Source organism: Planktomarina temperata RCA23 (genome assembly GCF_000738435.1).
In the GTDB taxonomy this organism is placed as follows: domain Bacteria; phylum Pseudomonadota; class Alphaproteobacteria; order Rhodobacterales; family Rhodobacteraceae; genus Planktomarina; species Planktomarina temperata.
This window is the reverse complement of the sequence record NZ_CP003984.1, coordinates 2,114,138-2,127,158: the sequence shown is the minus strand read 5'-3', so window position 1 is coordinate 2,127,158 and position 13,021 is coordinate 2,114,138. Positions and strand designations below refer to the sequence as shown.

Genomic DNA, 13,021 nt, shown 5'->3' with positions numbered 1-13,021 from the left:
CTGAGATCAGCGCGACGTCTTTAAGGCTGGCTATATTTCCCGATGGCGGGGCGTGCCTTAGCGGCGTGCGATGCGCTCGATATCACCGGGGACCAAACCAATATCGTTGAGTTCACGCAATGACAGTTGTGACAAGGCGTTACGGGTGACGCGTGCATCGTTCCAGCGTACAAAGGCTGTGAAGACTGTCGCGGCAAAATTGGCGATGACTGTGCGAGATGTGGAAATTGCCGCGCTGCGGGATGTTTCGAGATATGCCATTTGGGATGTCCTTTCCGAAAATGATGTCAGGAGTATTTGTCTTTATGCTGGGCATTTAGGCGCGCTGTAGGGTCTTGGCTACTGGGAAAAACAACATAACCGATATGCAATTCTTGCATGACTGACTTGGGGTATAGAGGTTTGTTTTTTCTGGAAGCTTTACGATGACGCACGTTCATTTGACATGAAAATTGCGCCGCAACTGAAATGACTGCTTTTCAGATGTTCGCGTTTCGTGCTACTTAACCTGTAAGACGACCATACGAGGGGATTTCCATGCGGGTACTGGGCATTGATCCGGGTTTGCGCTCCACAGGCTGGGGGCTTGTGGATGTGCACGGCAGCAAACTGCGGCATGTGGCCAATGGTCAGTGCCAAACGCAGCCTGGACCCTTGGCCGGTCGCTTGCTGGCGCTGTTTGAGGGGTTGTCTGAGGTGATTGAGAACTACGCCCCCAGTCATGCGGCCGTGGAGCAAACTTTTGTGAACCGTGATGGGGCGGGGACGTTGAAATTGGGCCAGGCGCGTGGGATTGCCATGCTGGTGCCAGCGAAGTTTCGCCTCGAGGTTGGAGAATATGCCCCTAATGCGGTGAAAAAAGCGGTGGTGGGCGTGGGGCACGCGGACAAGCGGCAGGTTGAGCATATGGTGTCCTTGCAGCTACCGGGTGTGAAACTGGCCGGGCCTGATGCAACAGATGCGCTTGCGATTGCCATTTGTCACGCGCATCATATCCAAGCGGGCAGTCATTTTCAGGCCGCATTGCAAAGGGCGAGTGGATGATTGGGAAACTGTCAGGTCGGGTTGACTATAAAGCCAGCGATCATGTGATGTTAGATGTGCGCGGGGTGGGGTATATGGTCTATTGCTCCGACCGTACGCTGGCGGTTTTGCCGCCGGCAGGCGAGGCTGTTGCGCTCTACACGGATTTGTTGGTGCGCGAAGATCTCATGCAATTGTTTGGCTTTACCTCGCTGGTTGAGAAGGAATGGCACCGATTGCTGATGTCGGTGCAAGGGATTGGGGCGAAGGCCTCATTGGCGATTCTCGGGGCCTTGGGGCCTGATGGGGTGAGCCGATCCATCGCGATGGGAGACTGGACAGCTTTGAAGGCGGCAAAGGGTGTCGGACCGAAAACCGCGCAACGGGTGGTGATCGAGCTCAAAGACAAAGCGCCGACTGTCATGGCTATGATGGATGGGGCGGTGCAGATCCACCCGGATGATGTGCAGGAGGCCGCTGTGATCGAGAGCGCAAGTCCCGCCGTTCCCACAAGGCCCGCGCCAGCCGCGACCCCCTCAGCGCAGGCCGATGCCCTGTCGGCTTTGAGCAATCTGGGGTATGCACCAGGAGAGGCGGCGGCGGTGGTGGCGCAGTTGAGCGGTGAAATGTCTGGGGCGGATTCTGCAAGCTTGATCCGTGCTGCGCTCAAAAAAATGGCGCCTAAGACATGAGTGCGGAGTGGGACAATAGCTCAGCCGAGCCGGATCCAACCCTGCGGCCGGAGCGGCTGGCGGAGGATGGCGACAAGGCGTTACGGCCCAAGGGTCTTAACGAGTTTATCGGGCAAGAGGCGGCGCGCGCCAATTTGAGTGTCTTTATTCAATCGGCAAGGCAGCGTGGGGAGGCCATGGACCATGCGCTTTTTCATGGCCCGCCCGGTCTTGGCAAAACCACTTTGGCGCAAATCATGGCGCGTGAATTGGGTGTGAATTTCCGCATGACCAGCGGGCCTGTTCTGGCCAAAGCTGGGGATTTGGCCGCGATCTTGACGAACCTCGAAGCGCGCGATGTCTTATTTATTGATGAAATTCATCGCCTCAATCCTGTGGTGGAAGAGATTCTTTATCCGGCATTGGAGGATTTTGAACTGGACCTTGTCATTGGCGAGGGGCCTGCGGCGCGCACGGTGCGCATTGAGTTGCAGCCTTTCACGCTGGTCGGGGCCACAACTCGTTTGGGTCTGCTCACGACCCCCCTGCGTGACCGCTTTGGCATTCCGACGCGATTGGAATTTTACACCGATGGAGAGCTGCACCAGATTGTCACGCGCAATGCCAAACTGCTGGGCGTACCGGCGGATGATGCGGGCGCGCGGGAAATTGCGAAACGCGCGCGGGGCACGCCGCGCATCGCTGGGCGCTTGCTGCGCCGGGTTTTGGATTTCGCAGTTGTGGAAGGCGATGGGCGTATCACGCAAGCCATCGCCGATCATGCGCTGACGCGCCTGGGTGTGGATCATCTAGGCTTGGATGGCGCAGATCGGCGCTATTTGCGCTTGATTGCGGAGAATTACATTGGTGGCCCGGTGGGCATTGAGACCCTATCTGCCGCCCTGTCAGAGAGTCGTGATGCTTTGGAAGAGGTGATTGAGCCATATCTGTTGCAAAAAGGCTTGATACAGCGGACGCCCCGCGGCCGTATGCTGGCTCAAAAAGCTTGGACGCATCTGGGTATGGCGCCGCCGCAGCCTGCCGCGCAGGCGCAGCTGTTTGAATAGCCGCACCGCGCTTGGCGGCCCCTAGCCAAACGCTTGATAGAGCGCTACGAGGGGCGCGCGTTTTGCGGTAATAGAAGGATTGGCCAGTGTTAACGGCAAGCGAGATTGAACGCATGTTCACCCGAACCGATGGCAGCTATGTCTTCGCCCGATGGGGCCGCCCGATTTGCCCTGTGGTTTTTGGTGTGCAGGACGAGACTTTGGTCATCATGAAATCGGCAATTGAGGCCGTGTGTATCGCTTCTGGACATTCTACTGATGAATTGGATCCGGAGTTGGGCAGCAATCTGATGATGTTCTTCTTTTCCGATTGGGAAGAATTGCGCGCTGTGCCTGATCTCGATCAGATGATCCCGCAACTGGACAGTGTTGTGGATCGGCTCGTTGCCGCGCAGGCCAATCAATATCGCGCCTTTCGCTTTGATGAGCAGGGCGCCATTCAGGCCTGTTTTGTCTTTCTGCGCGTCGATGAGGCCCTGCAACAATTGGGGGCCGATAGCCTGGCTCTGTCGCAGGCGGTGCAGGCGATGTTTCTTTGGTCGCAAGAGGCGTTTCAAAGCCGCTCGCCACTGGCCGTTCTGGACAATGGCACCACGGTGATGCGGCCTGAGGTGGCCGCTTTGCTGCGCGCGGGCTATGATCGGGTGATGCCTGTGCGGGCCGATGACGCCAGCCATGCGCTGCGATTGGCTGCGCGAATTGAGGGGGCTTTATGAGTCATAGATTCGAATTAACTGTCTATTACGAAGACACGGATATGGGCGGCATTGTCTATTATGCCAATTATTTAAAGTTCATCGAACGGGCGCGCTCGACCTGGGTGGCGCAATTGGGCGTGGATCAATTGGCGCTTCAGGCTTCCGGAATGGTCTTCGCCGTGCGCTCCATTCAAGCAGAGTATTTGGCCCCTGCAAGGCTGGGAGATCAGCTCGAGGTGGTGAGCCAGCGAAGGTCATCCACTCCGGCACGGTGGATCTTGCACCAGGAGGTGCAGCGCAGAGGGCAGGTGCTTTTTAGCGCCGAAGTGACGATTGTGGCTCTGACTGAGACGGGCAAGCCAACCCGTCTTCCGGCAGAACTTCGCCGAAATTCCAACGCTTAAAAACTATTGCTTCGAATGCTTGGCTTTTTGTAAGGTTTTTCGCTACACTCGCGCAAAACTCGGTCAAAGAGCCACAAACAGAGGCATTCACATGGAAGCAGCAATCGATTTTTCGATTTGGGCCCTATTTTCACGCGCGACACTGCCAGTACAGGCGGTGATTGTGTTGCTGATTGGCCTGTCAATTTGGTCTTGGACCATCGCGATTAACAAGCGCATTGCTTTGAACCTGGCGCGTCGGCGCTCGGCGAAGTTTGACAAGGCCTTCTGGTCTGGTGAGCCGCTGGATGGGCTTTTTGACAAAATTGGTGCCGCGCCAAAAGGGGGCAGCGAGCTGATCTTTACGGCCGGTATGACCGAATGGCGGCGCTCGCATCGCAGCGATGGGGTGTTGATTGCCGGGGCACAATCGCGGATTGAACGCTCCATGGATGTGGCCTTGGCTAAGCAATCGAATGATCTGCAAAGTGGTTTGGCAATTTTGGCCTCTATCGGGTCGGTTGCGCCCTTCATTGGATTGTTTGGGACGGTCTGGGGCATCATGAATGCCTTTATTGAGATTGCAGCACAGCAAAATACCAATTTGGCGGTGGTGGCGCCGGGGATTGCGGAAGCGCTTTTGGCCACGGGACTTGGGCTTTTGGCCGCGATCCCGGCGGTGGTGTTTTACAACCATCTTAGCGTTGGCTGTGACCGCGTCATTGCCGGTTATGAGGCCTTTGCCGATGAGTTTTCAACCATCCTATCGCGCCAATTGGGGGGCTGAGGCTTGGCTATGAAGCTGGACATGGCGGAGGAGCGCTCTGGAGGCCGGCGCCGGCGCCGGCGCAGCCGGCCTGTGGCTGAAATTAACGTCACACCCTTTGTGGATGTGATGTTGGTTTTGCTGATCGTATTCATGGTGGCCGCGCCTTTGCTGACGGTCGGGGTGGATGTTGATTTGCCCAAAACTGCCGCCGGCGCTTTGCCAAGTGAAACGGAGGAGCCTTTGACCGTCACGCTCACCGCCGAGGGCGCCATTGTGATTCAGACGACCGAAACGCCAGAGACGGAATTCTTGACCCGTCTGCGCGGCATCGCCCAGGAACGCGCAGATGATAAGGTCTTCCTGCGGGCCGATGGCGCCATTCCCTATGCGCGGGTGATGCAGGTCATGGGGGCGATGAACGCTGCGGGCTTCGGCAATATCGGCTTGGTCACAGATTTGGGTGGTCCAACATTTGACGGCTCTGGCGGATAGGGTCCTATGTCGCCGGGCAGCTATATTTCCTTCGCCCTCCATCTCGGGTTTGTGGGCTGGCTGGTGCTTAACGGGGATTTTTCCCGTAAGCCCTCTGAGATGGCGGTTGCAGATGTGTCTGTTGTCTCATCAGAGGTGTTTGACGTTATGATTAATAACATCAGCCCAGAGATTTCCGCAGAAATTCCAAGCGCTGAGGCGATCCCGGTTGAGGAGGCCGCCGAAGGGCCAAGCGCGCCAGAAGTGGATGCCGCCCCCGCGCAATTGGCGCAAAGCTTGAGCCAAATTTCATCAGGCGATGCTCTGCCTTCGCGGCGGCTAGAACTTGTTGTGCCTGTGCAAGACGTGGTGATTTTGCCGCCTGTGGAGCTACAGACGCCTCTTTTGGATGACAGCGCGCAAACGCCAGTGCAGACCAGCCTGCCGCCAAAGCCGCGCCCGGCGCAAAGGATAGTGCCAGCCGCCATCAATGCGCCTGATATGGAGATGGATCTCGGCGCCCAGAGCCGTGAGGCCGCCGCTCCGCAAGAGGCTCCGGCGGAGGTCGCGCAGGAGCAGGAGGCGCAAGCCCCCGAGGCTGCGGCCCCGGAAATTGTCACAGAAGCGGAAAAACCCTCTGCGTCCCCCGAGGTCACGACCAATGCGCCAGAACGGTCGGTGCGTCCACGCAGCCGGCCGGCCCCGCGCGCCGTTCCAGCGCCTGCGCCAGAGACACCCGACCCCGAGCCGGAAGAGCCACAGATCGATCCGGTGACAGCTGCGTTGAATGCCGCATTGATGGCAGGCGACGAAGCCCCTGCGGGGCCAGAGGCCGCAGCGGCACCTTTGGCAGAACAATTCATTCGTGGTATGCAACTGGCAATTGCAGAGTGTTGGAACCTTGGCGCCTTGTCATCGGCGGCCTTGTCGACGATTGTGGTGGTGGAGATGGAGCTGACACGTGATGGAAAACCCGTGGCCAATAGCATCAAGATGCTTGGTTTTGAGGGGGGAGATGAGATCAGTGCAGAGCGGGCTTTTGAAACCGCACTGCGTGCGATACAAGGATGCGGCGCACAGGGATTTGAACTGCCGAAAGACCAATTTGCAACTTGGCGGCGTGTGGAATTAACATTTAACCCAGAGAAAATGAGAGTGCGATGAAGCGATTGATCTATTTTGGTGTTTTGGCGTTTGGCCTTTGGACAGGTGCGGGCATGGCGCAAAATGGACCTCTGCGTATTGAAATCACCGATGGGGTGATTGAGCCTCTGACCTTTGCGGTTCCGATGTTTGAAGCGGAAAATATTGAGGCGGTGACGATTGCCACAGAAATGTCGCGCATTGTGGCCACCGATTTATCCAGCAGTGGCCTGTTCCGCGAAGTGCCGCCAAGCCGCTTTATCGCGCAGCGCAGCAGCTTTGCCGAGCCCGTGCGCTATCCTGATTGGCGCGCCATCAATACGCAGGCCTTGGTCACCGCCGCGGTCAAAACCACCAGCTTTGGCCGGCTGACCGTCAAGTTCCGCATTTTCGATATTTATTCTGGAGTGCAGTTGGGCAGTGGCATGCAGCTCAGCGGAAGCACCAAAGCTGTGCGCCGCATGGCCCATAAGGTGGCCGATCAGGTCTATGCGCGGATCACCGGTGAGGGGCCCTATTTTGACAGTAAGATCGTCTTCGTTTCCGAGTCTGGTCCGAAAGACCAACGGCTCAAGCGTTTGGCCATCATGGATTATGACGGCGAAAATTTGCAGTTCTTGACCGGCAATGAGAATACCGTTCTCGCGCCGCGTGTCTCCAGTGATGGCAAGCAGGTGCTCTACACCAGCTGGGAGACGGGTTTTCCGCAGATCTATCAGCTCAACGTGCGCAGCGCCGCGCGCAAGCGGTTGCCGACACCGGATAATGGAATGGCCTTCTCACCGCGGTTTTCGCCCGATGCCAAACGCGTGGTTTATTCCTTTGAGCAGGGCGGCAATACCGATATTTATATGATGGAATTGTCCAGCGCACGTTCGGCACGGATGACGTCGAGCCCCTCCATTGATACGGCCCCAAGCTTTAGCCCCGATGGGCGCTCAATTGTTTTTGAAAGCGACCGCAGCGGCACGCAGCAACTCTATCTTATGTCAGTGGCGGGCGGCACGCCAAAGCGAATATCCTTTGGCAATGGGCGCTATGGTACGCCGGTCTGGAGCCCGCGTGGCGATTTGATCGCCTTTACCAAACAAAGCAACGGGCGTTTTGGAATTGGTGTCATGCGCACCGATGGCAGTGAAGAACGGCTCTTATCGGCCTCTTTCTTGGATGAGGGGCCCAGCTGGTCGCCCAATGGGCGGGTGATTATGTTTACCCGCGAAACCCAAGGACCAAAGGGCGCGCCGAGCCTGTATTCGGTCGATATTTCTGGCAGGAACCTGCGCGCCTTGAACCTGCGCAGCCCTGCGTCTGATCCGTCTTGGGGCCCTGTTTTACCTTAGGCTAGGGGGCCTGATGATGCTATGTTTCTGTGAAAGGAGACCAACATGAGAACGATGTATCTGGCCCTCGCGGCTATGGTGACCCTCGCGGCCTGCTCCGATAGCAATGGGGGATACAACACCGCAGGGCTCGATGGTGGGTCCGGTTGGAACGACAATGAAATCAGCTCTGAGGATTTGAATGATCCGACCTCTGTGGCTTATTTCCAAAATTCCGTCGGCGATACGGTGTTGTTTGATGTGGATGAATTCACATTGAACACCGCCTCCAAAGCCGCTTTGGATATCCAAGCGGAATGGCTTCTGGGCAACCCAGGCTATGTCATCATTCTCGAAGGCCATGCGGATGAGCGTGGCACGCGCGAATACAACCTCGCGCTGGGCTTCCGGCGGGCGCAGTCGGTGCAAGAATACCTTGTCGCGCGCGGCGTTTCGGGCCTGCGGCTCAAGACCCGCAGCTACGGCAAGGAGCGGCCTGTTGAAATTTGCAGCTCTGAGCGATGCTATGAGAAAAACCGCCGGACAGTGACCATTTTGACCCAGAGCTTGAGCTGATGCATCTGGGCCGCGCATTGATTTTGATCGCGGGGCTATCTGGTCCCGCCTCTGCCGACAGTTTGGCAGATATGCGTCAAGATCTTGCGGGTCTATTGTATGAAACCAAACGCCTGCGCCTGGAGTTGACCACCGCGCAAAAGGGCGGCTTTACCAATGATGGGGCGCTGTTGGATCGCACGGCAGCCATTGAAAACGAATTGCAGCGTTTGACCGGCCAGACCGAAGAGCTGGCCTACCGCATTTCTGCGATTGTCCGGGATGCGACCCAGAGAATTGCCATGCTTGAGGCGCGCATCTGCGCCATGGAACCGGGCTGTGTGGTGACGCAATTGGGCGCCACGCTCCCCCTTGGATCTGATTCGGGCTCAGGCTTGGATCTGGTTCTGCCCGGTGAGATATTAACGATATCAGAGCAAGCAGAGTTTGATGCCGCCAATGACATGCTGCTGTCTGGCGACACCGGCAGTGCTGCACAAATGTTCGAAGAATTCGTTAAGGCCTTTCCCATTGGCCCGCTGACGCAGCGGGCGCATTTGCTGCTTGGACATGCCTATATGGACAGTGCCGAGTTTCGTCTGGCGGCGCGGGCCTATCTAGAGGCCTATTCTATGGATGAGTCCAATGAGGTCGCGCCCTCGGCACTCTATCACCTGGCTTTGTCGTTTCACCGCATGGGCAATGCGCAAGAGGGGTGTTTGACCCTGAGTGAAGTTCAATTTCGCTATGCGCAAACAGAGGTTGCAGACGATGCCAAGCTGGCCGAGGCCGAGCTGTCCTGCCCATGAGCCTCGAGCCGCCACAGGACATCTCATCGCATCTCGCTGAGGTCTTTGCGCCGCTGCCAAAAGACGCGGTGATTGGGGTTGCAGTGTCGGGTGGATCTGATTCTGTCGCGCTGCTTCTGGCCTTGCGTGCCGCCATGCCTCAGGCGCATTTGTGCGCCGCCACGGTCGACCATGGGCTGCGGGCTGAAGCGAAGGAAGAAGCGCTTTGGGTCAACGCGCTTTGCGGCAAGCTGGGCGTCGCCCATACTACCCTAACGATAAGCGATCTGCCCAAGGGCCCCAATCTTCAAGCCCGCGCCCGCAGCGCGCGTTATGAGGCTCTGGCGGCCTGGGGGCGGGATATGGCGTGCCGCTGTATTTGTTTGGGGCACAGTCAGACCGATGTGGCGGAAAACTTTCTGATCCGCTTGGCCCGCGGCTCTGGCGCGGATGGTCTTAGCGAAATGCGCGGGCGTTGGACAGATCGCGACATGGACTGGCAGCGCCCCTTGCTCGCGTTCTGCAGGGAGGATTTGCAGGGTTTCTTGCATGCGCAGGGGCAGGGCTGGTGCAATGATCCAAGCAACGAAGATCCGGCTTTCATGCGTGTGCGGATGCGTCAGGCGGCGCCCGAGTTAGAGGCGCTTGGATTAACGGGCCCTAGGCTGGCCGCAACCGCCACACGCATGCGCCACGTTCAAGAGGCTCTCGAATTTTCGACGCGAGGGCTTTGGCCGCAGGTGGCGCAAATTGATGTCACCGATGTGCTTTTCGATCGGGTGGCCTTGAGCCGCCTGCCGCGCGAATATATCGAGCGCATGGTGTCGGCTGCCCTCAATTGGATCAGCGGTCAGCCCTATAGGCCCCGAAATTCTGCACTGCTTAGAGCGCTTGCGGCAAAAAAAACAGTGACCCTGCATGGATGTGTCCTAATACCGCAGTCCAAGACAGTGCTGCGGATTTCTCGGGAATTTTCTGTGGTGGAAAGGCAGGTGGCGCAAGCTGGCGCGCCCTGGGATGGCCGGATCTCCATGGTGAATGCTGAAAAATCATATGAAATTCGGGCGCTTGGCCCCTCTGGCCTTGGGCAATGCCCGGGGTGGCGGGACAGTGGCCGCCCGCGTTTGGCGCTTTTGGCCAGCCCATCTTTGTGGCAAGGGCAAAGGCTTTTGGCCGCACCAATGGCGCAATTTGGCCCAAAAGATATGCTTAAGGTGGTTTCACCGCCCTGGGAATGGTAGTACCCCGTTGAATAAAGCGGTGTGATGTCTATCTTAGGTCAAAGCCCGACGCTATCTCGTGTCGACACATTGCGGTTCTAATAGGAGTTTCCCTTGGGTAATCTACGCAACCTCGCCTTTTGGTTTGTATTGTTCATCTTGCTTTTGATGCTGTTTCGTTTGTTCTCTGGGGATGCAAGCACAGCCTCGAGCCGCACCACAACCTATTCTGACTTTGTACAGGCGGTTGAAAATGGCCAGGTCAGCCGCGCCACGCTGGACGGCGAGACGGTCACTTACACTGGGCCCAATGGCACGGAATATGTCACAATCGTTCCAGGTGATGCGCAGATCAGCGATCTTTTGGTGTCTAAAGGCGTGAGCGTTGCGGCCACGTCACAAGAAACCTCAATGTTCCAATCGATCCTCTTGTCGCTCCTGCCGATCATGCTTCTCGTTGGGGTGTGGATCTATTTCATGAACCGGATGCAGGGCGGCGGTAAGGGCGGCGCTATGGGCTTTGGCAAGAGCCGCGCGAAGATGCTGACCGAAAAGCAAGGCAATGTCACCTTTGACGATGTGGCGGGTATTGACGAAGCCAAGGAAGAGCTGGAAGAAATCGTCGATTTTTTGAAGAATCCACAAAAATTTAGCCGCTTGGGCGGTAAAATTCCGAAAGGCGCATTGCTGGAAGGTGCCCCGGGCACGGGTAAGACCCTCCTGGCGCGGGCGATTGCGGGTGAGGCGGGCGTGCCCTTCTTCTCGATTTCCGGTTCGGATTTTGTTGAAATGTTTGTGGGCGTCGGTGCGAGCCGCGTGCGCGATATGTTTGAGCAGGCGAAAAAGAATGCGCCATGCATATTGTTTATCGATGAAATCGATGCGGTGGGCCGGGCGCGTGGTGCTGGCTACGGGGGCGGCAATGACGAGCGCGAGCAAACCCTCAACCAGCTTTTGGTTGAAATGGACGGTTTTGAGGCCAATGAGGGCATTATTATCGTCGCGGCGACCAACCGCAAAGATGTGCTTGATCCCGCGCTGCTGCGCCCGGGTCGTTTTGATCGGCAGGTGACCGTTCCAAGCCCGGATCTGAGAGGGCGTGAGAAAATATTGGGCGTGCATGCGCGCAAATTGCCAACGGGCCCCGATGTGGACTTGCGGATCATTGCCCGGGGCACGCCTGGTTTCTCGGGTGCGGATTTGGCCAATTTGGTCAATGAGTCGGCCCTGGCGGCTGCGCGTATTGGACGCCGTTTGGTGACAATGGAAGATTTTGAGAAGGCCAAGGATAAGATCCTTATGGGCGCAGAGAGGCGCTCCATGGTGCGCACCAAGGAGCAGTTGGAGAAGACAGCCTACCATGAAGCAGGCCACGCTTTGGTCGGTTCACTTTTGCCAAAATGCCAACCGGTTTACAAAGCCACAATCATCGCTCGTGGCGGCGCCGGCGGTATGGTGATGAGCCTGCCGGAAATGGATCGTCTCAACTTCCACCGTGATGAGTGCCACGATGAATTGGCGATGACCATGGCCGGCAAGGCGGCTGAGATCTTCAAATATGGTGAAGATCAGGTGTCGAATGGCCCGTCAGGCGATATTCAACAGGCCTCAAGTCTGGCGCGCGCCATGGTGATGCGCTGGGGCATGTCCGATAAAGTTGGCAATATTGACTATTCCGAAGCGGCGGAAGGGTATTCTGGCCGGACATCAGGCCTGTCAACCTCTGCGGCCACCAAGGAATTGATCGAAACTGAGGTGCGCAGCTTTGTGCAAAATGGTTATGACTTGGCCATGAAGACCATCGTTGACAATAAAGAGCGCTTTGAGAATCTGGCGCAGGGCCTTTTGGAATATGAAACCCTGACTGGGGCGGAAATCAAAAAGGTGATGGAGGGCGAGAGCCTTGACCGTGATGGCGATGAAGATGATAGCGCGACATCGGGCGGCACACCATCGGTGACGGCGGTTCCCAAAACCAAGCCGAAGCCGAGCAGCAGCAGCGGCGGCGGGATGGAACCCGAGCCCACGGCCTAGGGTCTTTGAGCCCCTGCCTTATACCAAAGGCGGGGGCTTTTTTTGGGGAGGTGCGGCGATGCCTGCATTGGAAGCAACAGATGTTTACCTCACCATCACTTGGCTGGGCGTGGTCACGCATCGGCGCGAAATTGAAATCGAGACAGAGCCGCGCAAACGGCTGCAATTGGATTGGGATGGGGTTGTGGGGGCGGCGCATCGAGGCCGGACACGCGCCTCAGACAGCCGTGTGTTGCAACAGCATCCGCGTGGCACGGACATCATCAATGTGCGGCAGCTGAGCATCGTTAGCCAGGAAGAAATAGACCAGATTGCGCGCGATATGGGGCTGGCGCAGTTCAATCCCCAATGGCTTGGGGCGACGATGGTGGTGTCGGGATGCCGAGATTTTTCCCATATCCCGCCGTCTTCACGGCTTCAGGCACAGCAAGGCACGACTTTGGTGGTGGATATGCAAAACCACCCTTGCCATCAGGTCGGCATGACCATTGAGCGGGATCTGCCCGGGCAAGGGAAGTCCTTTAAAGCCCATGCCAAGGGCAAGCGCGGCGTGACCGCCTGGGTCGAGCGACATGGCGACTTGGCCTTGGGCGATGTGCTGCGCCTGCACTGCCCTGTGCAACGCGCTTGGCAGGCGGATGGGCAAGCCCGCCTTCTATAGGCCTTGCCGCCCGTTTTGGCCTAGGTGATCCAAAGAATAAGATATGCGGCACCAATCAGCATAGCTATGTGCACAATGAAAATGAATCGCTGCAATGACGTCTCCACTATTTATCCCACAATGTTAGCAAATAAGTTTCAAAGTTGAAGCAGGGGTTTCCAATGAACCCCATCGAGGTCAATCGGCTGCCGCACACGCGAGTGCAAATGTCGGATTTAC

At 57.3% G+C, this 13,021-nt stretch carries 15 protein-coding genes; 14 read left to right on the top strand and 1 reads right to left on the bottom strand.

Going from position 1 to position 13,021, the window contains the following annotated elements; translation table 11 throughout:
• Window positions 1–57 precede the first annotated feature (57 nt).
• Complete coding sequence (locus RCA23_RS10145; RefSeq protein WP_044050217.1) at window positions 58–261, bottom strand: YjiS-like domain-containing protein; 204 nt, start codon at window positions 259–261, stop codon at window positions 58–60.
• 276 nt (window positions 262–537) lie between these two features.
• Here RCA23_RS10145 and ruvC point away from each other — a divergent pair, with 276 nt between their 5' ends.
• The 14 genes from ruvC (at window position 538) to RCA23_RS10075 (ending at window position 12,802) form a co-directional block, all read left to right on the top strand.
• Entirely contained in the window at window positions 538–1,044 is a 507-nt protein-coding gene (ruvC, locus tag RCA23_RS10140) for a crossover junction endodeoxyribonuclease RuvC (protein WP_044050216.1), read from the top strand.
• Window positions 1,041–1,715: a Holliday junction branch migration protein RuvA gene (gene ruvA, locus RCA23_RS10135; protein ID WP_044050215.1), complete on the top strand. Its 675-nt coding sequence runs from the start codon at window positions 1,041–1,043 to the stop codon at window positions 1,713–1,715. Before ruvC ends, ruvA begins: the two co-directional genes overlap by 4 nt.
• Window positions 1,712–2,761 (top strand): Holliday junction branch migration DNA helicase RuvB, encoded by a 1,050-nt coding sequence (ruvB, locus tag RCA23_RS10130; RefSeq protein WP_044050214.1) that lies wholly within the window; start codon window positions 1,712–1,714, stop codon window positions 2,759–2,761. The genes ruvA and ruvB overlap by 4 nt, the downstream gene beginning before the upstream one ends.
• Before the next feature lie 86 nt (window positions 2,762–2,847).
• The gene (locus tag RCA23_RS10125; protein WP_044050213.1) at window positions 2,848–3,477 is read left to right on the top strand and encodes a hypothetical protein; all 630 of its coding nucleotides are present in this window, start codon (window positions 2,848–2,850) and stop codon (window positions 3,475–3,477) included.
• Window positions 3,474–3,863, top strand: a complete 390-nt coding sequence (gene ybgC / locus RCA23_RS10120) for a tol-pal system-associated acyl-CoA thioesterase (protein ID WP_044050212.1) — start codon at window positions 3,474–3,476, stop codon at window positions 3,861–3,863. The genes RCA23_RS10125 and ybgC overlap by 4 nt, the downstream gene beginning before the upstream one ends.
• A 91-nt stretch (window positions 3,864–3,954) precedes the next feature.
• Window positions 3,955–4,629: a protein TolQ gene (tolQ, locus tag RCA23_RS10115; protein ID WP_044050211.1), complete on the top strand. Its 675-nt coding sequence runs from the start codon at window positions 3,955–3,957 to the stop codon at window positions 4,627–4,629.
• 9 nt (window positions 4,630–4,638) lie between these two features.
• Window positions 4,639–5,103: a protein TolR gene (gene tolR, locus RCA23_RS10110; RefSeq protein WP_044050210.1), complete on the top strand. Its 465-nt coding sequence runs from the start codon at window positions 4,639–4,641 to the stop codon at window positions 5,101–5,103.
• Window positions 5,104–5,109: 6 nt separating this feature from the next.
• On the top strand, window positions 5,110–6,246 hold the full coding sequence (locus RCA23_RS16025) for a hypothetical protein (protein ID WP_052377131.1): 1,137 nt from the start codon (window positions 5,110–5,112) through the stop codon (window positions 6,244–6,246).
• Window positions 6,243–7,565 (top strand): Tol-Pal system beta propeller repeat protein TolB, encoded by a 1,323-nt coding sequence (gene tolB / locus RCA23_RS10100; protein WP_044050209.1) that lies wholly within the window; start codon window positions 6,243–6,245, stop codon window positions 7,563–7,565. The genes RCA23_RS16025 and tolB overlap by 4 nt, the downstream gene beginning before the upstream one ends.
• A gap of 45 nt (window positions 7,566–7,610) precedes the next feature.
• Window positions 7,611–8,120 carry a peptidoglycan-associated lipoprotein Pal gene (pal, locus tag RCA23_RS10095; RefSeq protein WP_044050208.1) on the top strand — a complete coding sequence of 170 codons (510 nt, stop codon included), beginning with the start codon at window positions 7,611–7,613 and terminating at the stop codon, window positions 8,118–8,120.
• Window positions 8,120–8,908: a tol-pal system YbgF family protein gene (locus RCA23_RS10090; protein WP_044050207.1), complete on the top strand. Its 789-nt coding sequence runs from the start codon at window positions 8,120–8,122 to the stop codon at window positions 8,906–8,908. Before pal ends, RCA23_RS10090 begins: the two co-directional genes overlap by 1 nt.
• The gene (gene tilS, locus RCA23_RS10085) at window positions 8,905–10,128 is read left to right on the top strand and encodes a tRNA lysidine(34) synthetase TilS (protein WP_052377130.1); all 1,224 of its coding nucleotides are present in this window, start codon (window positions 8,905–8,907) and stop codon (window positions 10,126–10,128) included. The genes RCA23_RS10090 and tilS overlap by 4 nt, the downstream gene beginning before the upstream one ends.
• 93 nt (window positions 10,129–10,221) lie before the next feature.
• Entirely contained in the window at window positions 10,222–12,141 is a 1,920-nt protein-coding gene (gene ftsH, locus RCA23_RS10080; protein ID WP_044050206.1) for an ATP-dependent zinc metalloprotease FtsH, read from the top strand.
• A gap of 58 nt (window positions 12,142–12,199) precedes the next feature.
• Window positions 12,200–12,802: an MOSC domain-containing protein gene (locus RCA23_RS10075; protein WP_044050205.1), complete on the top strand. Its 603-nt coding sequence runs from the start codon at window positions 12,200–12,202 to the stop codon at window positions 12,800–12,802.
• The last annotated feature ends 219 nt before the right edge of the window (window positions 12,803–13,021 follow it).

Coding starts and splice junctions, on each gene's coding strand:
- ruvC (WP_044050216.1), top strand. CDS start 538: ATGCGGGTACTGGGCATTGATCCGGGTTTGCGCTCCACAGGCTGGGGG.
- tolR (WP_044050210.1), top strand. CDS start 4,639: ATGAAGCTGGACATGGCGGAGGAGCGCTCTGGAGGCCGGCGCCGGCGC.
- RCA23_RS10075 (WP_044050205.1), top strand. CDS start 12,200: ATGCCTGCATTGGAAGCAACAGATGTTTACCTCACCATCACTTGGCTG.
- ruvA (WP_044050215.1), top strand. CDS start 1,041: ATGATTGGGAAACTGTCAGGTCGGGTTGACTATAAAGCCAGCGATCAT.
- tilS (WP_052377130.1), top strand. CDS start 8,905: ATGAGCCTCGAGCCGCCACAGGACATCTCATCGCATCTCGCTGAGGTC.
- tolQ (WP_044050211.1), top strand. CDS start 3,955: ATGGAAGCAGCAATCGATTTTTCGATTTGGGCCCTATTTTCACGCGCG.
- ybgC (WP_044050212.1), top strand. CDS start 3,474: ATGAGTCATAGATTCGAATTAACTGTCTATTACGAAGACACGGATATG.
- RCA23_RS16025 (WP_052377131.1), top strand. CDS start 5,110: ATGTCGCCGGGCAGCTATATTTCCTTCGCCCTCCATCTCGGGTTTGTG.
- RCA23_RS10090 (WP_044050207.1), top strand. CDS start 8,120: ATGCATCTGGGCCGCGCATTGATTTTGATCGCGGGGCTATCTGGTCCC.
- tolB (WP_044050209.1), top strand. CDS start 6,243: ATGAAGCGATTGATCTATTTTGGTGTTTTGGCGTTTGGCCTTTGGACA.
- RCA23_RS10145 (WP_044050217.1), bottom strand. CDS start 261: ATGGCATATCTCGAAACATCCCGCAGCGCGGCAATTTCCACATCTCGC.
- pal (WP_044050208.1), top strand. CDS start 7,611: ATGAGAACGATGTATCTGGCCCTCGCGGCTATGGTGACCCTCGCGGCC.
- ruvB (WP_044050214.1), top strand. CDS start 1,712: ATGAGTGCGGAGTGGGACAATAGCTCAGCCGAGCCGGATCCAACCCTG.